Below are 20,972 nucleotides of genomic sequence, written 5' to 3'. Positions count from 1 at the left end.
TCATTTATGTAATGTTTATTGGATATGTATTTAATATATTGGCTTTTTAATTTACAAGTTGTAGGTCTATAGCAATTTATAGAAGGAAACTATATAAGTTACCCTTTTTTTATGTTCAAGTTTATCTTTGCATTTTTATTTTTTCTGTTTTTTAGTGGGCTTTCCTCCAAAGCACAAGAGCTACCTGTTTACAATCATTTTTACATAACCCCTTATTTATATAATCCAGCTGAAGCGGCCGCCAGTCCTTTTAGAAATGTGTCCTTGAATCAACGCTTTCAGTGGAGAGGAGTGGAGGGTGCGCCAATGGTTTCTACCCTAACATTTGAATCACCTTTTGATTATAAGAAATATGGTTTAAGTGCAACTTTAAGGAATTTCAGTCGGGGACTATTAACCACTACCGATTTTCTGGCAACTTATTCCTATGCAATCAATTTAACCAAAAGTGCTAAAGTCCGGTTTGGAATTTCCGGAGGTGTTACATCTAACAGCATTGATTTTTCTCAGATTCAAGATTTAAGCGATCCTGCCATCAATAATTTCCTTGATAATAATGTCCAACCCATTTCTAATGTCGGCTTAAAATTGGAAACCACCAGTGGAATTAATCTGGGCGTATCCTTACCAAGACTATTTAAAATTCAGTATGCCAATACTCAAAATTTCGAAGCTTTGGAATTGTCGCCTTTCAATGAATTCACTATTATGGCTTATTACAAAAAGCCAGTAGATTACAAGCTTGTAACGAGAAGAACGGGGCGGTTTAAGAGAACTGTTAAATTGGAGGACGTTTATGCACCCTTACAATTTTATGCGCTTTATCAATATTCACAATTTGATGGCCAAAGAATAGAGGTGCTTAGTACTATGAACTTTAATGAGATTTTTTGGATTGGGGCTTCTTACAGGCTTAATTATGGAATGTCGGGGATGGTAGGCTTTAATATGCAAAAATTATCACTGAGCTATGCTTATGAACCTTCAAGTAAATTAGTAGAAGGTATTGCTAATGGTTCGCACGAAATTCAGCTTAATATTAAAATAGGAGATAAAATCAAAAGATTGGTTGAAAGACCCAAGCTGAAAAGCCTCGAAAGGACTGAAGAGCGGGCTCCTAGATTCTCCAGTCAGGATGTACAGTTAGGTGGAGAAGAAGGTGAAATCCAAGATAAGAAATACTATGTGGTGGTGAGGGAATTTAAGGATTTCAACTCAGCAGATCAATTGGTGAAAAAGTTGAAAAGGGATGAAGACATAACAGCAGATATTTTTTACAATAAGCAAAACGAAATTTATTATGTATATATTTATGAAACCTTCTCCAGAAGAGAGGCCAATAAAGAAAAGAAGACAGCAGAAGAAGTAACCAAGTTTAAAAACATTAAAGTTATTATTGTGGATGTTAATTAAGAATACTTAATTCCATATATGAACCTATATGATGAAACTCTCACCTAAATATTATCTTTTCATTTGTTTTATAATTGTTGCTAATGAAGCCTTAGGACAAAGTGCTTTTATAGAATCTGTGAATCCTAAAAATGGGTATGCTGGTGAAATTGTGAATATTGCAGGAGTTGGTTTGGACGGAGCGGACAAAGTTTTTTTTGGAAGTGTGGAAGGACAAATATTAAGTGTTACAGACCAACTTATTGAAGCAAAAGTCCCCACTGGAGCTACTTTTGATAATATTACGGTTTTAAACTCCAGCACACGTTTGTATTATAGTGGGGAACGTTTTTTTCAAAGCTATGGAGGAGAACAAGGCTTGGAAAGCACCGATTTTGATCCGCAAATTGATGTTTTTGCCGAGAGCGGTTTATATGATGTGACAATCAGTGACCTGGATGGGGACGGAAAAAATGATATTATAGGTGCAAACTCCAATGCAAATTCTGCTACCATTCTAAGAAATCTGAGCACCCCTGGGAATATCAGTATGGCTAAGACTAATCTTAATATCGGGACACGTGGGTTAAATACCACAGCGGGTGACCTTAATGGTGATGGTAAACCCGAAGTAGTTTTTTCAGAGGGTAATGATGGAAATAGATTACTTATTTTAGTGAATTTCAGTACGCCAGGCAATTTTTCTTTTACCCTTCAGACGATTACGGTTAGCGGGGCTTCAACAAAGCGAGTAGTGATTAGAGATGTGGACCTCGATGGTAAACCTGATCTGGTCGTTTCCAATCAAACTGGGAATAAAATTTTTATCGTTAAGAATACTTCTAGTGGGGGTAATCTTTCCTTTGATAATAGTATTATTGAGCTTAATGTGCCTAATGCAGGTACTACTGCCGGTTTAGACGTAGAGGATTTAAACGGTGATGGAAAGCCTGAAATCATCACCAATCAATTCCTTACGGATGGAGGCGGATTTTATGTTGCCACCAATAATAGCACTCCTGGTAATTTTAATTTTGAGAGCTTTGTACAATTCAATACATCAGGAACATTGGTAAACCTTAAAGTTGCTGATGTTAATCTAGATAATAAGCCAGATATCGTAGCGACCTTATTTTTAAGCTCTTCAGTGGCTGTATTCATCAATCAAACCAATGGTACGGGAAATCCACCACAATTTGGTAGCGCACAGAATTTAACCACTGATCTTAGGCCATGGGGCTTGGATTATGGGGATATGGACGGTGATGGAAACATTGACATAGTAGTATCCACCATTGGTACCAATAAAAGTGTTAATGTCTTGAATAATAACGGTTCAACTGGGATTAATTTTCCAAAAGTATCCATTCCGGTAACTTTTATTAATAGAAATATCAAAGTAGGCGATATAGACGGGGACAGTAAACCGGATATTGTTTTTTCTAGTGTGGATGATGAAAACAACAATATACCTTCTTCAAATATTTCGATAGTAAGAAATAATAGATGTATCACGCCTGTCATTACGCCCGAAGGCCCCATCAATTCTTGTCAGGGAAATTCAGTTCTCCTGGAAACGCAAAATATAGAAGGTTTAACTTTTGAATGGCGCCAAGATGGAAGTATTGTGAAGTCTGGTACTGAAAATTTTATAGAACTCAATGATATTTCAGAATCTGGTAGCTATACGGTTTCTATTATATCGGATGGGGGAAATTGCTCGGAGATGTCCGAAGAAATAGAGGTGACCATAATTTCCTCTGGTTCATTACCTAGTGCTGAAATTAGTTCAAATGATCCGGTGTGTAACGGGGGCACGCTTACATTGAATTCAACAGATGTTGGAGCCACTCAATATGAATGGCGTGGCCCACAAGATTTTTCCGCAACCGGTTTAAGCGTAGAGGTTGATAATTTTAATGCCAACAAAGCAGGCCGGTATTTTCTTGATGTTTATGCAGGTTCTTGTATAATAGAAACTAAGAGCGTTGTGGTTGATGTTATTGCCGCTCCTAAATTTTCCATAGAGCGCTCAGGAGGAGGAACCTATTGTCAAGGGGAGACGGTTTCGCTCAGCATCTCTCCATTCGACAATAATTTTTCTTATCAGTGGTATGAGGGTTCCAATCTAATTTCTGGTGAAACCTCTGCAAACTTTAACCCTACAACAACGGGCAATTATTATGTGGAGATTACCGATCAAATTAATACATTTTGTCCTAAAATTTATTCCGACACATTGGAAGTTGATTTTTTAACACCACCACAGGTAGATTTTAATTTTGATTCCAATGTTTGTATTGATGTTCCTGTTTCTTTTACAGACGGATCAGATGTTGCAGACCAATCGATTGCCCAATATGCCTGGGATTTTGGAGATGGTAATAATTCAAACAGTCAAAATCCCACACATGCTTATAATGAAGCAGGTACTTATGAAGTAAGCTTGAAAGTCTCTTACGATGGATTTACATCATGTTCTGCAGAATTAACAAAGCAAATTACCGTAAATGGCGCACTCAATGTGGTCATCAGCTCTTCGGCTAATGCTATTTGTGAAGGAGATGAGGCAGTACTAACAGTAGATGGTGATTTTGATTCCTATCAATGGGATACGGGAGAAACAACAGCTTCTATTTTTGTAGATGCAGGCGGTACTTATTCTGTAAATGTGGTAGATGAAAATGGTTGTGAAGGCTCTGCTGAGATTTCAATTCAAACATTCCCAATTCCCGATGTGGAATTAATAGCATCAGACACTTCAGTTAGTGCGGGAGAGACAATCTCTGTATCTGCTTCAGGACTTGTTGATTTTGAATGGTTTGCCGATTCTGTTTCCTTAAATATTACAGATGACGAAATAGAATATGCTCCAGACATAACCACCGTATTAAGAGTTGAGGGGTTTGATGCAAACGGTTGTTTTGGAAGTGCGGAAATTCTGATAACAGTTGAAGAAACTAATATAGGGGATAGACTAGAACCCATGAAGTTCTTTTCACCCAATAACGATGACATTGCTCAATTTTGGGAGGTAAAAAATATTGAGAGTTTTACACAATGCGGAGTTGAAATATATGATCAAAAAGGAAATAAAATTTTTGAAGCTAAGCCCTACAATAATGACTGGGAAGGCACTGCCAATGGTAGCCCCGTCCCAGATGGAGTCTATTATTTTGTAATCAGATGTGAGGGCAGTGGAATAGCAAAGTCCGGCAGCATCACCTTGCTAAGATAGTATTAGCCTTGCTTTTATTCTTCCTCGAGTATTTTTGCTTTTTCCTTATCAAATTCTTCTTGTGTGATCACCCCATCTTCCAATAATTTCTTCAATTGGACCAGTTTTTCATATTTCTCCATATTACTTTCGGTAATGGATTGAGTATTATTAAATTCTAATGGCCTCAACTGGAAATTATAGTAGTTATCATATTTAGTGACAGCTCCTGTTGCGATGTCTATTCCCCAGAAAAGGGGATTAAAGAAGTTAATAATAGCTACCGAATTTAATCTAGTATCCAATTCATAACCCAGTTTTTTGTATCCTTCCAATTCAAATTGTATTTCCTTTCCGCCATAGAGTAAGGCATCCAACTCTCTATCTACTTTAATTTTTGCCGGAGTCACCCCTAAGTTCTGTCCATCAATTATGATATCTGCACCTTGTGGATTAGAATCGATGGATACGTTTTGTCTGGTTCCGGTAAATAATGTTGCACAACTAGTGCTTATCATAATTACAGCTAAAATGAAAAGGTAGTTTGCTTTTTTCATAAGTTGTAGTTTTTAATTAAGATTGATGATTATGTTTTAACATTAATCAAATACTATGCCTATTATTGTAGTTAATTGAAAACTTACCTTTTAGTGGTTTGTTTTGATGAATTTCAAATTTAAAGATTATAAAAATATAAAAATTCAAAAATTACCTTTTTTGAAACCTCATACCAATTTTAAAAGGAATAAGAAACGATTGTTGGGTTAGTAAAATCCCTGACTTTGTGTAAAGATCTAATTTTTTAGTCATTCTAAAATTAAGTCCCAGTCCGAATTCTGTTAAGCCTGTTCCTGTTCCATTTTCATATTGATTCCATATATGACTGTATCCGATTTTTAGGTTTATTAAAGGGGATAACCTAATTTTGGTGGTAAATATTCAAAGTCATAATCTAGTGAAATTCCATTGGTAACTTCAAAATTCAGATAGCCAATACCCAAGCTAGCAAATATTTTATTTTTGTAAGCGAATGAGTTAATGATATTTAATTCGACCCCATTTTCATTGTTTAAATTATAATCTCTCCAATTAGGTCCTGGGTCAACTTGAATAGTTCCAAACATATATTTTGAGTAGCCCGTTTCTGCTTTAAAAGAATAATTTAACTGGGCATGTGCTTTTGCAAACAGGAGGAGAAATATAAGAATGAGAATGTAGTATTTTATGGTCATTTTTAGTAAAATTAATCTAGTGGTTAAATGATTTCCTGTACAAATTTATTTTTAAGATATAGAAATTAAATTGCTAAAAATGCAACAATATGATATAGTTTTAGGATATGAATAAGTTGATAATTCTTGGCAATTTAAAATCTTTTTCTCTATTTTAATGTTAAATAATTTAAAGGCTTTTTAATTTTTACAAATGGCTATACAGATTGAAAAAAATATAGTGAATCAAAAGAAATACAAGATTACTAAATCTGGAACGTTTACAATTGATCAAAAGGATATTATCAAATCAGATAGATTTAAGCAAATAGTTAACACACTTAAACCTGTTAGTAAGCTTAAAAACAGATGAGTTGGAGTTTACTTCTTTTACCCCTGTTAGGTGGATATTATTTTCTCTCCAGGTGTATTAAATGGAAGTATTTTTACAGGCGAATAGAACGCCAACGACTTATTTTCGACTCCCTTCTAGTAGGATTTTTATTTTTTCTAGTCAGTTATTTTATATGGTTTTTATTGGGAAGCTTTTTTTCTTGTGAAGTTGAGCGCTTTATCTTATTCAGCCGCATTGACATCGAATTTTTCTTTCCAGCGCTTCTATCTTTTTTAATTGCTTTCTCGTCAACAATACTATTTAATTGGGTTAAAAGAAATAATGAAAATTGGTATTTAGCTGAAGTTATTCGTAAAACTGGTAATTCCCTACAAATTGATTTTCTTAGAAGTTATTTTTTGGAAGATATTGTGATGATGACCTTAAAAAATGGGAAAGTATATGTTGGGCTTGTTTCAGAATTACATGAGCCACATCCTGATTCATCCTTTGTTCGGTTAATTCTATTTTATAGTGGCTATAGAAATGAAAAAATGGATGTGAATTTGGAGAAAGATTATAATCTAAATGTTTATAGTGATGAAAATAAGGATGTTGATTTGGTTTCGGTGGTTATTTCTGAGCCTGAAATATTAAGTATGACCTTTTATAATCAAGATGTTTATGATCGATTGAATTAATAAAACTAATTTGGTGTATCACCTGAAATCCAGATCCAAGACCCGCATATCTCAATAGTGATATCAGGTATCTTCATCAAAGCAATGATGATTCCTGAATAGGTCTGAGAGCTCCATTCATTGATTTCATTCTCATATTTGAACTCACTAGGGTTAAAGGAATGGAATTGATTAGCGAGCCCCTTAGACAGCTCCTCTCTTTCCCTGCTTTTTAAGGATGGAATTTCATTGCTAATCGGTCATAAGTCTTCCTAGCTTCATCTAAGGAATTGCAATCTTTGAGATAATCTGTCTGTGTCATAATATTTACATTTAAATTAATTTGAGTCACAAAACAGGGTCTTTATTGTTCGCATGGACAATCGTAAAGTCAAATCACAAGACACAAGAGAATACCGACTTATATATGATTTCAGATAAATGTTTAAAGCATGAAAAAAATTAATACCAAGAGTGAACAATAAAAACAATGCAGTTAAAATCAAATAATAACTTGACCATAAATCGACAATTTTTTTTACATTTGTTAAAAATAGGTCAAATCATAATGAGTAAAGCCCTAAATATGAAAAGCTTTGGTAACTTCATTAAAATGGAGAGAGAAAAAAGAGATTGGACTCAAACTGAATTTGGAGCTAAGATAGGCATTAATTCAAGTGCTATTAGTAGAATAGAAAATGGAACAAAAAAGTTTAGTGTATCAAAATTAAAATTACTCTCAGAAATATTAGAAATGGATGCACAAAAAATCAACGATTTATTTTTTGCTGACAAATTTGCTCGTGAGGCATATAAATTCAAATGTTCGGACAATGTGTTCTCGGTTGCAGAGGGCGCAGCTAGTTATCTTAAAAGTATTAATACAAGACAAGGAAAAATTAATTTTGAAAATGATTAAACAGTTTACAGCTATAGATTTATTCTCAGGATGTGGTGGCTTTTCATACGGATTCCAACAAGCAGGATTTAAAGTTATTTTGGGTGTAGACAACTCCGAAATAGCTCTCAAGACTTTTGAAAAAAATCATGACAATTCAAAGGCACTTCTACTTGATTTACATGAAGAAAGTTCAATTGATAAAATTGTCAATGAAACAGAAAATAAGGATATTGATGTCATCATTGCAGGCCCACCATGCCAAGGGTTTTCACTGACGGGAACACGAAATGAAAACGATGAAAGAAATTCACTTTTCTATTCAGTATTTAGACTAGCGGAGAAACTAAATCCAAAAGCAATAATTATTGAAAATGTGCCAGGCTTACTAAATCTATATGGCGGTAAAGCAAAAAATGAAATCATTAGGCTTTGTAATGAGATGGAGTATACATGTAACCCTAAACTGCTTTTTGCTCCTGATTATGGTGTTCCGCAAATCCGTAAACGAGTATTTTTTGTTGCAATGAAGAACAATTTGGGGAAATTTGAATTTCCAGAACCAATATTACTAGAGAATGAATATGTTGGTTGTGAGGATGCTATTGGCGACTTACCCGATTTAGTTTTGAATTTAGGAAATGAGGAGTTGGAATACGACAAAAATACATTTAGCAATTATCAGAAAATAATGCGTAATGGAAATAAAGTTCTTAAAAATCATCTTGGCACTAAACATACTGAACATGTTATAAACGTAATTGCCCAAGTTCCGGAAGGAGGTAATCATAAAGATTTGCCTCCTGGTGTTGGCGATTCAAGGAAGTTTAATGAAGCTTGGACACGTTACCATAGTAAAAAACCTTCGAAGACAATTGACACTGGTCACAGAAATCATTTTCATTACAAATGGAATAGGGTTCCGAGTGTGCGAGAGAATGCTAGACTCCAATCGTTTCCTGATGATTTTGAATTTTTAGGAAATAAGACTGAACAATATAGGCAGGTTGGGAATGCAGTTCCACCGCTATTGGGTAAAGTACTAGGTGAGAAACTAATTAAATATTTGAACCATGAAATTTAATGTCATAGATTTATTTGCAGGTTGTGGTGGTTTGACAGAGGGATTCCTTCAAACTAATCATTTCAATACCTTAGCAGCTGTTGATTGGGAATATCCAACAGTCCAGACCTTGAAAAAAAGATTATCATCTAAATGGGGATATGATGCGGGTAGAGAGAATGTTTTGCATTTTGATATACAAAGAACAAACGAATTAATCGATGGTTATGAAGACCCTGAATTCGGCTCTAGTACAGGTTTAGATTCATTTGTGGGAAACAATCCAGTTGATCTAATTCTTGGTGGGCCACCTTGTCAAGCATATTCGATTGCAGGTCGAGTACGAGATGAGAATGGTATGCAATATGATTATAGAAATTATTTATTTGAAAGCTATGTTAAAATGGTCAATCATTATCAACCCAATGCTTTTGTGTTTGAAAACGTTGAAGGGATTCTATCAGCTAAGCCAGGGGAGATACAAATTGTAGATAGGATAACTAATGCATTTGAAAAAATCGGTTATGAAATTACTAGTAATTTGAGAGCTAATGCACTATTTGACACTTCCTACTATAATGTCCCTCAAAAACGAAAACGAGTGATAATTTTTGGTGTCAAGAAATCTAAGAATAGCACCCAATTAATTAGAAATTTTTATTCAGTGCTCAAATCCAAGGCTACTGATAAACCACTAGCTTCAAAAAAAGCATTTGAAAATTTACCCAAAATATATCCCTGCCTAAACAGTTCAAAACATTCGCATTCAGTAAAGATGAATGGAGTACCAATACCAAAAAATCATGAACCAAGAACTCACAGCAGGAGAGACATTGAAATCTTCGAACTTTTAGCAAAAGATATTAAAAGCGGAATCCAAAAATATAAATCAAGCAAAGCTTTAATACAATTGTATAAAGAGAAAACAGGTAAAGATTCCAGATTTCATAAATATCATGTCATCCGTGAAGATAAACCAAGTAATACAATACCTGCGCACTTATATAAAGATGGTCTGAGACATATACATCCTGACCCGGAACAAGCACGGTCGATTACTGTAAGAGAAGCTGCCAGACTACAGTCATTCGATGATGATTTTGAATTTTTAGGTTCAAAAGGAGACCAATATAAGATGATTGGAAATGCTGTACCCCCACGGTTTGCAAAAATAATTGCAGAAACAATCATTGAGATTTTGGAAAATAGAACAGAAGATTTAACATTAGAAGTTGGATTATATAAAAGTGAAGTGACAAACTCTATTTAGGACTATGCTATACACTGAAGACTTAGAGGAATTGATATTCAATAGACATCAAATGCATGATAGTGATGAGCTAATAGTCCTATCCGGATACCTAGGGCCACGACCTGTTGAAAGGCTCCAAGAACTACCATTTAATTCCAAAGTGATTTATGGTATGTATGGTTCCGAAGGAATCAAACCTACTCTACATAATTCTCTTATTTCAATTCAAGAAAGTGTTGAAAATCTTAATATATTTTATTCTCAACTTCCAGTTCATTCCAAGTGCTACGCATGGAGAAGACAGGGGCAAATAATACATGCATTAGTTGGCTCCGCAAATTTTTCTGTTAATGGCTTAACTACACCATTTAGAGAGGTATTAGCAGAAACCACAACAGACACATTTAGACCTTTGAATGCATATATACAGCAAGTACTTAATAGTGCTGTATCATGTTTGGAGATTGGTACAGAAAGAATAATAGATAACATCGTAAATTCTGAATTTTGCAGTATGAACTTGCTTGGACGAGACGGAGAGGTTCAGAATGCCGCTGGATTAAATTGGGGGCAGAACCCAAATAATCATACTACTCTTAATGATGCATATATTGCATTAAGAACTCAGCATATAAAAGATTACCCTCATTTATTTCAACCAAAACAAATAAATCCACAGAGTCTGGATAAACGTGGGCGAATGCAAAGGCATAATGACTCTATCGAAATAATATGGGATGATGGTGTTACAATGGAAGGTCTTTTAGAAGGTTCACAGCCAGTTAACGGTATGAATTATCCTAAGCAAATTAGCTCCTTTCCATCTAAAGCAGAACTTGGTACTTATGTGAGGAATCGAATTGGAGTACCTTTGGGTCAACCAGTGCGTAGACATCATTTAGAAAGTTATGGAAGAACCGATATAGAAGTATCATTACTTGGGGATGGAGTATATAAGTTTGATTTTTCTGTTTAAAAGAAAATACCAGAAGCTTCCTTTTACAAAACTTAGAAAATTGCATAAGTATTTAAAGCGCTTAGTAATATAGCAAGAAATCTCTTTTAAAAGTGGGTAAATTTTCAATCGATTAAGAGATTTTTCTTGTGAGACTTTTCATGTTTTTTAGAAGTAAGAGTAAAGCTTGCTCATTGTTCTCCAACATAGTCTTGCAATCACTGATAATGACTTTATTTGGGTCTAATGATTCAAATACTATCAAGCCATCCGGATTGTTTGGATTACCTGAATCATTAATTCTTGTAACGTATAAAGATCTACTATGCATAGTTATCTTTTTGAGACGCTGTTTTGTAATTGTACAACCTCCTTGCGTACAGCGTTCCTGCATGAATTCTATATATGATTTGCCGTTTCCTGCATAATTTGGAGCACCATTAACGAATGCGAAACCATTAGCCCAACCTAATCCAATTAGACCTTCATTTTCACGGTAGACATAGTTTTTAGGCTTATTGTGATTAGGATTAGTTGCATACCTACCTAGTAAGGTAAAATGATCACCCTGATGTTTATAAATACTAATCCTGTCATTCCCAGAAGTATAAAATTCCCTGAAAGTATTTAAAATACTGTGAGAGCAAAGAGTAAAGTACTCCTCCTGGTAATTCGAAAGATCCTTTTCCAAATCAGCAATTTTATCTTCAAGGCCATTTATGCTCAAATCATGTTTATTGCGTTTAGCGCTGATTAGTATGGAAACCAGTAAAATACCGAAGCAAATTATTAAATTAAAGGTCACCGCATCACTCCAAGTGTAACCAAAGCCAAAAGCAGATATGTCATTTGAATTGAGTTCAGTAACGGTTAACCCAATACCTCCGAACAATGCCAATATTTCGGAAATAAATTGATCTGCAAAATTTCTGGTATTAGGTATCGCAAAAAGAAGAGTAATAAACAGGATTGGTATTAAATAAATAAGAATTCCAGGCATATACTTAAAGATTGTAAAGCAAATCAAGTCCTAAATAAGAAAAATAAAATGAGGACTCATAAATTAAAGCTGGACATCTTTTGCTTAGGTAAAACAAAAAGAGCTACAGAATCTAATCCGTAGCTCTTCAATTACCCAACAGTTTGACCAACATTTATGTTAAGTCACTGATTTTTAGGTATTTAAGTGGGCCCACCTGGACTCGAACCAGGGACCACTTGATTATGAGTCAAGTGCTCTAACCAGCTGAGCTATAGGCCCTGAAAATATACAGCCGACTGGCTGTCTGTTTTTCGGATTGCAATGTTACGGAATTGCACTTAATTGCGCAATATAAAATCAAGGAATTAATAAATTATTTTTACTTTTCCTTTCTACGCTTAAAGCCATAAATCAACTGATCCTTCAATTCTGATGGGAATTTGTCCATATCATCAAAACCTAATGGCTCATCTCGGCCATCTTTAGGAATATAATTCGTCCCAAAAATATAGTCCCAGATGCTTAAAGAAATCCCAAAATTTACTCCTGTTTTGGATGGTATGTGTTTGGCATGATGCCAAATATGCATTTGTGGATTATTGAAAATATACTTGAAGGGCCCCAAAGGAACAAGGATGTTTGAATGGTTAAAATGACCAATTGCCAATGCAAATAAATGCACCAATAAGAATTCCTGTATTCCAAAACCTATCATGGCTAAAGGAATATATTCTATTGTCCTGTAAACAATGGTTTCCATCCAGTGGAAGCGTAAATGTGCGGCAAAGCCCATTTGTTCCACGGAATGGTGCACTTTATGAAATTCCCATAAGGCAGGAACAGTATGAAGCAATCTATGCACATTCCAGTGGATGAAATCCCGAAGGATAAATAATGTCAATAGCTGGGTCCAAACTGGCCAAGTATTGATTTCAATAGCGACTAGGTTTTCTATCCCAAATAAGCCTAAAAAGTCATTGAAAAGCTCTACAAATACATTGGAGATTGCATAGTAGCCTACCAATGAGAAGAGGAAAAAATTGAAAAACATATAAAAAGCATCCAACCAAAAGTCTTTTCTGATTTTGGGTTGATCTTTTCTCCAAGGCATTGTTAATTCCAATGCATAGAAGAAAATTGAAATGCCGATTAACCAATACAAATAATTACCCCAATGTGGGTTGAAAACTTCATTCCCCACATATCGGGCGTAGTCCTTAAAGGAGGTGATAAATATATCGATGTATTCCATTTTTCTTATTTGGCTTCTATAACGAAGATAAGACAAAAGCTGTTCAGAATACTGTAACTGATGTTACATTCAAAAAATTATTAAGAGAAATCAGTTGGATATTGAATATTTACCTAAAAAGGTTTCGAATAAAGGCTTTCTTCAGGTTCAATTTTAATGTTTTGCACTTTATTTTTTCCGTGCGTCATCCTCGCGAAGGCGGGGATCTATTGATTTTAGCCTTTGGCTAAAATATCTTAGTGTGCAAAGCTCAAATCTGGGCGAAGTGCAGGGTCTATTCACCACAATAGACTATTGAAACAGAGTTTCAATAAGGCAAGATTCCTTTCTTCAAAGGGAGGACGCTTGGAATTCAATATTTAGGTTATTTGAACCATTATCTCAATGAATCAAAGGCTGCAATTACTGGCGTGAGCTTCTACATCCTAAATCGGAAATTAAAAAGCCTCCAAAAGGAGGCTCTAAATATTATAATGGAATATTTCCGTGTTTTTTCTTCGGCAATTTATCCACCTTGTTTTCTAACATTGAAAATGCTTTAATTAATTTCTTTCTTGTGTTAGAAGGTAGAATCACTTCATCAATATATCCTCTATGAGCTGCTCTATATGGATTGGCAAACTTTTCAGTATACTCTTCCACCTTTTCAGCTAGCTTTGCTTCTTTATCGTCTGCAGCGGCAATCTCTTTACGGAATATAATTTCGGCTGCACCTTTAGCGCCCATCACCGCAATTTCAGCAGTTGGCCAAGCGTAATTCATATCAGCTCCTATATGTTTGGAGTTCATCACGTCATAAGCTCCGCCATAAGCTTTTCTGGTAATTACCGTTACTCTTGGAACGGTAGCTTCACTAAATGCATAAAGCAATTTAGCCCCATTGGAAATGATGCCGTTCCATTCTTGGTCTGTGCCCGGAAGGAAACCTGGCACATCTTCAAATACCAGTAGTGGTATATTGAAACTATCACAGAAGCGAACGAAACGAGCTGCTTTTTTACTGGCGTCATTGTCTAACACACCAGCTAATGATGCAGGTTGATTCCCAACGATTCCTATGCTTCTTCCTGCCAAGTGAGCAAAACCTACTACTATATTTTCTGCATAATTTTTATGCACTTCAAAAAAGCTATTATTATCCACTGTTCCTTCAATCACCTCTCGCATGTCATAAGGTTGATTCGGATTGTCAGGAATAATATCATTTAATGGTTCCCTAGCTTCATCCTCCTTTAGATCATAAGGAATTGAAGGGGCGGGGTCTTCACAATTTTGCGGAACATAACTCAATAACCTCTTAATATTATTGATACATTCTAGTTCGTTGGCGCAAGAAAAATGAGTTACACCGCTTTTGGTACTATGGGTACTAGCTCCTCCCAATTCTTCTGAGGTCACATTTTCTTGGGTAACTGTTTTGACAACATTTGGACCTGTTACAAACATATAGCTTGTATTTTCCACCATCATGATGAAATCTGTCATCGCAGGGGAATAAACTGCACCGCCTGCACATGGTCCCATAATAGCGGATATTTGAGGGACAACGCCTGAAGCCCTAACATTTCTATAAAAGATATCGGCATATCCACCTAATGACACCACACCTTCCTGAATTCTAGCACCACCGGAATCATTCAATCCAATTACTGGAGCCCCATTTTTCATGGCCATATCCATTATCTTGACGATTTTTTCGGCATGGGTTTCGGAAAGGGAACCTCCGAATACCGTGAAATCTTGACTGAAAACGTATGTTAATCTACCTGAAATAGTTCCGTAACCTGTTACTACACCGTCTCCAGGGTAATGCTGGTTTTCCAGACCGAAGTCTTTACATCTATGCATTACGAATTTTCCAATTTCTTCAAAAGAACCTTCATCCATTAAAAGATCGATTCTTTCCCTTGCAGTTAATTTTCCTTTTTCGTGTTGGGCTTCAATTCTTGCTTCACCGCCACCCTTTAAGGCGGCTTTATTTTTTTCTGCTAATAGTTCGTTTTTTCCCTTATTTGTCGGTTTAGTGTAAATAGGTTTTTCCATATCGTTTTTTCCCATAGTAGTATCCTCGAATTATAATCATTCAAAGATAGGATAGGGAAGGTGAAAAACGAATTTTTTGAGCCCAAACTGTAAATTTACGGTATAAAAAAAGGCCATCCTTTTGTGGAAAGCCTTTTTCCTGTCTTCCTCACTGGGACACCTTAGTTAATGCAAGTATTGAATAAATAAAAAAAGATTAAAAATTTATTATACGAGCCTAAAACAGGGAAAAATATGTCTGAATTAATTGTTAATTTTAGAGGCTAACACCCCCACTTTCGCATAAAGCGAAAAAGCGGGTTGGAGGGTAAAATGGCGGGCCTGCCTGTGGCAGACAGGCAGGCGATGGCCATTGTGGGAATTAGCATCATTTTACCTAGATTTTCCACACAGTGATGCCTATGGCATTGCATACTTTTTCATCAATGGAAAAAGTATGAAAGAAAAAGGAAGCATTTAAGCTAAGAAATTTACTCTTTTGTGCTAAAATCAGTACACAGGGACACCCAAAAATACAGAAATACTACTTTCAAAAAGTTTAAAGCTACTTTTGAAAATTTACCGAGGAAAACAGGAGCCCAAACTGTAAATTTACAGTATAAAAAAAGGCCGTCCTTTTGTGGAAAGCCTTTTTTATTAGAATTGAATCTTTATTAAAACATGTCAGTTTTGCAATTGGTTCTAAAGTTAAAAATACAATCACTTTTTTTACATTAAATTCTTGAAACCTGACAGCTTAAAGCTGTCCAATTGATTTCACAAAGTAAATTATTATCTATCTACCTTATTTAAATCTACTATTTGAACTTCCACTCTTCTGTTTTCAGCCGGGTTTTTGGTATCTGCTTTAGTAGAACCATAACCTTTGGCAATGATTCTTCTTCTTACCACACCTTTATAGTTGAAGAAATTCACAACCTCAATAGCTCTTTTATTCGATAACTTGCGGTTAAATTCTGGATCCCCTTCAGCAGAGGCATAACCTGATATTTGAATGCCCAGTGCCTCATTTTCTTGTAGATGCTCGTAAATTTCTTGTAGCTCTGCTTTGTATTTATCATCAAAATTTGCTTCTCCTACATCAAAATAAATTTTATAAACTGGCTCTAACAATGATTTGTCATATTTTGCTTCAGGCTTTTGGGCTTTTTCTTTTTTCTGTTTTTCTGCTTCTTCTGTTACATACATTGTGGGCAGGGAATAAATAGTTTCGCCTTCAACCACTCTACTTTTTAATGTAGTAGTATCACTTTCGTCATAGTAATAAGTTCTGCTAGCAATTTCCATTTCATCCTCATTGGCATCAAAATCCACATTTTCGATTGGGTTAACTGAATACATCAAATCCATCATGTAATTAAAGGCCGCAGTATCTTCTGCCGCAATGATTGCATCCATCATATCATATACATCCAGACTATCGCTTTGTACCAACATGGCTTCATTGGCTTGCCTAGGTGAATAAGTACCTTCTTGTTTGGTATCATAAAATGCATTGTTCACCGATACTTCTTGACCTACCACCACATCAAATTGCTTGATTAATTTCAAATTGATTTTTTGATAAAGCTCATAAAAATAAGTTTGATTAGGGACATTGATATTCAATGTGTAAGGTAAATATCCTTCTGATTCAATAATTAAATCGTAATTTTTACCTGGAGGTAGAATAATCAAATAATTACCCGTTTCCGGATCTGGGTCATACACATAATCTACTTTAGTGTTATTTTCATTATCTACTAATTTGATTTTAGTAGGAACGGGTTGTTCATCTTCTCCAGCTGTAATTTTACCCTTTAACATGGTAAGCGGGATGTTGGCATATTTTTCAGGCATATCAAAAATATAAATATCCTGTCCCCCATAACCACCTTCTCTATCAGATGAGAAATACCCTTTGCTTCCATCAGCTGACAAGGTAAAATAATTGTCGTTAAGAGGAGTGTTGATAGGGTATCCCATATTTTCAGGACTTGTCCATTTTCCTCCTAGCGTATTTGTTTTGAAAATATCTCTTCCACCCATGGAATTTGCACCATTGGAAGTGAAATATAAAGTTTTCATGTCAGGGTGAATAAATGGAGCATCTTCGTCATACTTAGTATTGACATCCGGGCCAAGGTTTTTAATATTTCCCCATTTTCCATTTCCAATATTTTCAGCTACCCAGATATCCATTCCACCATATCCGCCCGGGCGATTGCTGGCAAAATAAATTTTCTTACCATCAGGTGTAATGGAACCAGTACTTTCTAAATCTCTTGAATTCAATCCGTCAATTGCTGATGGTTGGCTCCAACCGTCACCTTCTTTTCGCATGATGTATAGATTTCCTTTATTTCCAGAACCTATGAAAACCAACATCTGTTGACCATCGGGAGAGATACCTGCAGTTCCAACATTTTCATCAGTACGAATTTCTATTTTGTTAGGCTCGCCCCAATCCCCAGATGATTTATAAGTGATATAAACTTCTTCAGCTGACCTGCCAGTTCTTTTGTTAGGTCGTAATGAGGTAAAAGCCATCACAGATTGGTCTGCAGAAACAACGGGGTTATATTCCGTGAATTCAGAATTGATAGGAGGGGCCATTCTTTGGATATTAATATCCTTTTTTTGTCCCATTAATCTTTTAGCATTTTCAACTTTTGTGATTTCCAATTCAACCTCTGAGCGGATTTTTCCATCATTATTACCTAAGCTTTTCAAATACTGATTATAATATTTACTTGCTTTTTCAAGCATCAAATTTTTATGAAAAGCTTGTGCCATATAATATGGTGCATCTTTTGGCAAATCAGAAAAATTCCCTTGCTTTTCCAAATTATTGAATATTGCGGAAGCTTTTAACTGATCGGATGCATTGGGCATTTTTAAATAGGATACCCCCAACATATAATTGACATAAGGTTCATTTGCTCCTAATTCCACTGCTTCGGATAAAGATTCAATGGTGCCTTCATAATTTTGGATTTTAAAAAGATTTTCACCTCTATAGATTAGGTCATCTATTTTATTCTGTTGGGCAAAAACCAAGGTAGAAATGCTTAGGCAGAATAATACAATAAGTGATTTTTTCATAATAATATGCTTTAAAATTATTTTAAGCTTGTTTTAGCTTCAATAATACATTAATTCAACGTAATTTAAATATTTACTTTTATTTTAAGAAATATAACCATTTAAAGTGGTTTTAGTACTATTATGCCATAAAGATAAATTTTTTCTTTAAAAATAATACAATCTTTATTTGTGCTTATCGATGGCTTTTAATCTTTGCAACAGTGGAGGATGTGAGTAATGAAAGAATACGTACAATTTATGGGGTTTTAAATTGCTTAAACTATCAACAGAAAGCTTTTTAAGCGCATTTTGCAAGGCGTCTCCACTGTAAGTAATTGTGGCAAATTCATCTGCCTGATATTCATGTTTTCGACTAATGAAATTGGAAAATAGTGATAAAATCAAGCTTACAGGGGTATAGATAATCCCAAAGGCTATAAAGTTTACGGGAAAGCTTAACTGTTCTGCACCTAAAGCACGACTTAATTCCGGATTAAAAATCATAAACGACATAATCAATAGCATCGCCCCGCTTTGTAATACTCCGCTAATCATTCCTGAAACAGTATGTTTCTTTTTATTATGCCCAACTTCATGAGCTAAAATGGCTACTAATTCTTCCTCAGTATGCTTATCTAGCAGGGTGTCGAATAATACGATTTTCTTTCTTTTACCAAAGCCGGAAAAAAAGGCATTGGCTTTGGAAGACCTTTTGGAACCGTCCATTACGTAGATATTCTCTATGGGGAATTCAACGGATTTTCCATAAGCCATAATTTTTTCTCTTAATGAGCCCTCTTCAAGGGGAATCAATTTATTAAATAGTGGCAGGATCCAGCTTGTATAGAAAAAATTTGCGCCTATCATGAATAGGGTAATGACTATCCAAAATATCCACCAAAATGATTGGCCAATCCATGTGATGAGAAAAACCAATACGCTCAATAGAATGCCTCCTATGATAACTGTCAATAGATAACTCTTTAACTTATCTTTCCAGAATAGAGCAGGGGTCATTTTATTAAATCCGAACTTCTCTTCTATCTTGAATGTGGAATACCATTGCCATGGAATATTCCATATATCATTTAGAATATAGATGATTCCAAAAAATGCTAAAGTCTGGGTAATGACTGAATCAAAGTATTGCCTTACATATAAATCCAAATCTCCGAATATACCAAAAACCAATACCAAGAGCATGATCACTAAACTGGAGAAGCCACTCCATAATCCAAATTTTGTATTGACCCGCTGATATTGAATTGCTTTTTGATATTTCTCTTCATCAAAAATATCCTTTAAATCAGATGGTAATTTTGAATTGGCTTTTTTGTAGTTTAATAAGTCAACTATAGTATTTAATGCATAGTCTAAAACTACCACCAAAATTATGATCGTAAAAAATTGATCTGAATTAAAAATCATGAGTTAAATTAAAATTTCGGACAAGGAATTACCAATTTATCAGCAGGTGGTCTTCTTGGGTCAGTAAGTGATAGCACATAAGTGATGGAAATTTCATGAGCACCACCACTTCTAATTCCCAAATCGGATAATGTGTAATCGAAACTATAGCCTACAGCTAATTTTTCATAAGAGTAACCCACTAGAGCCACTAAAGATTCAGATGCTGAAAACCCATTTGGAGTATTAAAAGGGATACCTCTATACCACAGCCCTACTACCATTGGCTCCAACGTACTGTAAAGACCTAAATCCAATTGCTGGAATCCGCCTTGCATTTTAAACTGAGCTGTAGGGCTTATACTTCTTTCGTCCCCGCTTTTGGTAAATCCTTTTCTGTATCCTGTTTTTAAAGGGATTCTATAGCCAAGATGAAATGAATGCTTCATGGGAAGTCGGCTTTCCTCGCCTAATATTGATTGATTAGGTTGGTTTAAATGAAATACCGAATAACCTAACCAAAAATTTTCTGAATAAAGAACACCTCCAAAGGATAAATCCAAAAATGTTTTGCTTGGTCCTGCAGCAGTTTCTCCGGTCGGGTTTTGAAAACTTTGAGTATCAGGGTCCCACTGATCGCCAAAGGTTAATCGACCAAAATTCAGGTTCCTGTTGTAAACACCCACTTGAACTCCTGGTCTAAAAGTCAGGTTCTCGGTTAGTCTAAGTTGATAGGCATATTGAGCGCCCACAGATGTAGATCTAAGTCCAACAATTCCTTCCTCATCTCTTGATATGATTAAGCCCACACCGCTTCTTAATCTATCAAAGTAATGATCGAAATAGGCTGAATAGGTTACAAAATTCGCATTAATACTTGGCCATTGGTTTCTGTAGTTGATTCCGGCACGACTCATTTGAGTATTTCCGGCAAAGGCAGGATTTAAATATAAAGGAGCCGCATAGAATTGGGAAAATTGCGGATCTTGTGCCTTTATTTCATTTGAACCAATGAAATAAAAACCCAATACTAGTATTATAAATAAGTTTTTCCTTTTTAAACTATTTTGCACAACACAAATTTAAATTCAAAATTTATCGAAAGATAGGAAATTAGATAGAAAGAGAGATGTTCAAAATAAAAATTTTATAAAATTCTGTTATAAAATTGAAAAATAGTAAATTGTTCCCTTCTTTATCTATTTATTTTTAAATTTCGA

Annotated in this window: 15 protein-coding genes and 1 tRNA gene; 7 read left to right on the top strand and 9 right to left on the bottom strand. The window is 35.1% G+C overall.

Going from position 1 to position 20,972, the window contains the following annotated elements:
- The first annotated feature begins 111 nt into the window (after window positions 1–111).
- A complete protein-coding gene (locus ACFE0M_RS07415) occupies window positions 112–1,413 on the top strand; it encodes a PorP/SprF family type IX secretion system membrane protein (RefSeq protein WP_434545117.1) in 1,302 nt (433 codons plus the stop codon).
- Between the two features lie 28 nt (window positions 1,414–1,441).
- Window positions 1,442–4,630, top strand: a complete 3,189-nt coding sequence (locus ACFE0M_RS07410; protein ID WP_434545116.1) for an FG-GAP-like repeat-containing protein — start codon at window positions 1,442–1,444, stop codon at window positions 4,628–4,630.
- Window positions 4,631–4,644: 14 nt separating this feature from the next.
- On the opposite strand, the gene ACFE0M_RS07405 is transcribed toward ACFE0M_RS07410, so the two are convergent.
- Together ACFE0M_RS07405 and ACFE0M_RS07400 are read right to left on the bottom strand one after the other, a co-directional pair.
- Entirely contained in the window at window positions 4,645–5,166 is a 522-nt protein-coding gene (locus ACFE0M_RS07405; RefSeq protein ID WP_434545114.1) for a PEGA domain-containing protein, read from the bottom strand.
- Between the two features lie 348 nt (window positions 5,167–5,514).
- Window positions 5,515–5,841 carry a hypothetical protein gene (locus ACFE0M_RS07400; RefSeq protein ID WP_434545113.1) on the bottom strand — a complete coding sequence of 109 codons (327 nt, stop codon included), beginning with the start codon at window positions 5,839–5,841 and terminating at the stop codon, window positions 5,515–5,517.
- A 732-nt stretch (window positions 5,842–6,573) separates the two neighbouring features.
- On the opposite strand from ACFE0M_RS07400, the gene ACFE0M_RS07395 reads away from it, so the two are divergent.
- From ACFE0M_RS07395 to ACFE0M_RS07375, 5 genes are all read left to right on the top strand, one after another.
- On the top strand, window positions 6,574–6,855 hold the full coding sequence (locus tag ACFE0M_RS07395) for a hypothetical protein (RefSeq protein ID WP_434545112.1): 282 nt from the start codon (window positions 6,574–6,576) through the stop codon (window positions 6,853–6,855).
- A 547-nt stretch (window positions 6,856–7,402) separates the two neighbouring features.
- Window positions 7,403–7,753, top strand: a complete 351-nt coding sequence (locus tag ACFE0M_RS07390; RefSeq protein ID WP_434545163.1) for a helix-turn-helix domain-containing protein — start codon at window positions 7,403–7,405, stop codon at window positions 7,751–7,753.
- Window positions 7,746–8,816 (top strand): DNA cytosine methyltransferase, encoded by a 1,071-nt coding sequence (locus tag ACFE0M_RS07385; RefSeq protein WP_434545111.1) that lies wholly within the window; start codon window positions 7,746–7,748, stop codon window positions 8,814–8,816. Before ACFE0M_RS07390 ends, ACFE0M_RS07385 begins: the two co-directional genes overlap by 8 nt.
- Window positions 8,806–10,065, top strand: a complete 1,260-nt coding sequence (locus ACFE0M_RS07380; protein ID WP_434545110.1) for a DNA cytosine methyltransferase — start codon at window positions 8,806–8,808, stop codon at window positions 10,063–10,065. The genes ACFE0M_RS07385 and ACFE0M_RS07380 overlap by 11 nt, the downstream gene beginning before the upstream one ends.
- A 4-nt stretch (window positions 10,066–10,069) precedes the next feature.
- A complete protein-coding gene (locus ACFE0M_RS07375) occupies window positions 10,070–11,023 on the top strand; it encodes a restriction endonuclease PLD domain-containing protein (protein WP_434545109.1) in 954 nt (317 codons plus the stop codon).
- Between the two features lie 112 nt (window positions 11,024–11,135).
- Here the strand turns inward: ACFE0M_RS07375 and ACFE0M_RS07370 are convergent, their stop codons facing one another.
- The 7 genes from ACFE0M_RS07370 to ACFE0M_RS07340 all read right to left on the bottom strand — a co-directional run bounded on the left by ACFE0M_RS07370 (window position 11,136) and on the right by ACFE0M_RS07340 (window position 20,825).
- Window positions 11,136–12,002, bottom strand: a complete 867-nt coding sequence (locus ACFE0M_RS07370) for a hypothetical protein (protein WP_434545108.1) — start codon at window positions 12,000–12,002, stop codon at window positions 11,136–11,138.
- Between the two features lie 187 nt (window positions 12,003–12,189).
- Window positions 12,190–12,263: transfer RNA gene (locus ACFE0M_RS07365), tRNA-Ile, on the bottom strand.
- A 100-nt stretch (window positions 12,264–12,363) separates the two neighbouring features.
- Window positions 12,364–13,236, bottom strand: a complete 873-nt coding sequence (locus tag ACFE0M_RS07360; protein WP_434545107.1) for a sterol desaturase family protein — start codon at window positions 13,234–13,236, stop codon at window positions 12,364–12,366.
- A gap of 468 nt (window positions 13,237–13,704) precedes the next feature.
- Window positions 13,705–15,294 carry an acyl-CoA carboxylase subunit beta gene (locus ACFE0M_RS07355; protein WP_434545106.1) on the bottom strand — a complete coding sequence of 530 codons (1,590 nt, stop codon included), beginning with the start codon at window positions 15,292–15,294 and terminating at the stop codon, window positions 13,705–13,707.
- Between the two features lie 756 nt (window positions 15,295–16,050).
- On the bottom strand, window positions 16,051–18,363 hold the full coding sequence (locus ACFE0M_RS07350; protein WP_434545105.1) for an OmpA family protein: 2,313 nt from the start codon (window positions 18,361–18,363) through the stop codon (window positions 16,051–16,053).
- A 165-nt stretch (window positions 18,364–18,528) separates the two neighbouring features.
- Complete coding sequence (locus ACFE0M_RS07345; RefSeq protein WP_434545104.1) at window positions 18,529–19,773, bottom strand: M48 family metallopeptidase; 1,245 nt, start codon at window positions 19,771–19,773, stop codon at window positions 18,529–18,531.
- A gap of 8 nt (window positions 19,774–19,781) precedes the next feature.
- On the bottom strand, window positions 19,782–20,825 hold the full coding sequence (locus ACFE0M_RS07340; protein ID WP_434545103.1) for a PorP/SprF family type IX secretion system membrane protein: 1,044 nt from the start codon (window positions 20,823–20,825) through the stop codon (window positions 19,782–19,784).
- Between the last annotated feature and the right edge of the window lie 147 nt (window positions 20,826–20,972).

It is taken from the genome of Marivirga sp. (genome assembly GCF_051117495.1).
GTDB lineage: Bacteria > Bacteroidota > Bacteroidia > Cytophagales > Cyclobacteriaceae > Marivirga.
The sequence above is the reverse complement of the archived record's forward strand: the minus strand, read 5'-3'. Positions and strand labels throughout refer to the sequence as shown.

Coding starts and splice junctions, on each gene's coding strand:
- ACFE0M_RS07415 (WP_434545117.1), top strand. CDS start 112: ATGTTCAAGTTTATCTTTGCATTTTTATTTTTTCTGTTTTTTAGTGGG.
- ACFE0M_RS07410 (WP_434545116.1), top strand. CDS start 1,442: ATGATGAAACTCTCACCTAAATATTATCTTTTCATTTGTTTTATAATT.
- ACFE0M_RS07405 (WP_434545114.1), bottom strand. CDS start 5,166: ATGAAAAAAGCAAACTACCTTTTCATTTTAGCTGTAATTATGATAAGC.
- ACFE0M_RS07400 (WP_434545113.1), bottom strand. CDS start 5,841: ATGACCATAAAATACTACATTCTCATTCTTATATTTCTCCTCCTGTTT.
- ACFE0M_RS07390 (WP_434545163.1), top strand. CDS start 7,403: ATGAGTAAAGCCCTAAATATGAAAAGCTTTGGTAACTTCATTAAAATG.
- ACFE0M_RS07385 (WP_434545111.1), top strand. CDS start 7,746: ATGATTAAACAGTTTACAGCTATAGATTTATTCTCAGGATGTGGTGGC.
- ACFE0M_RS07380 (WP_434545110.1), top strand. CDS start 8,806: ATGAAATTTAATGTCATAGATTTATTTGCAGGTTGTGGTGGTTTGACA.
- ACFE0M_RS07375 (WP_434545109.1), top strand. CDS start 10,070: ATGCTATACACTGAAGACTTAGAGGAATTGATATTCAATAGACATCAA.
- ACFE0M_RS07370 (WP_434545108.1), bottom strand. CDS start 12,002: ATGCCTGGAATTCTTATTTATTTAATACCAATCCTGTTTATTACTCTT.
- ACFE0M_RS07360 (WP_434545107.1), bottom strand. CDS start 13,236: ATGGAATACATCGATATATTTATCACCTCCTTTAAGGACTACGCCCGA.
- ACFE0M_RS07355 (WP_434545106.1), bottom strand. CDS start 15,294: ATGGGAAAAAACGATATGGAAAAACCTATTTACACTAAACCGACAAAT.
- ACFE0M_RS07350 (WP_434545105.1), bottom strand. CDS start 18,363: ATGAAAAAATCACTTATTGTATTATTCTGCCTAAGCATTTCTACCTTG.
- ACFE0M_RS07345 (WP_434545104.1), bottom strand. CDS start 19,773: ATGATTTTTAATTCAGATCAATTTTTTACGATCATAATTTTGGTGGTA.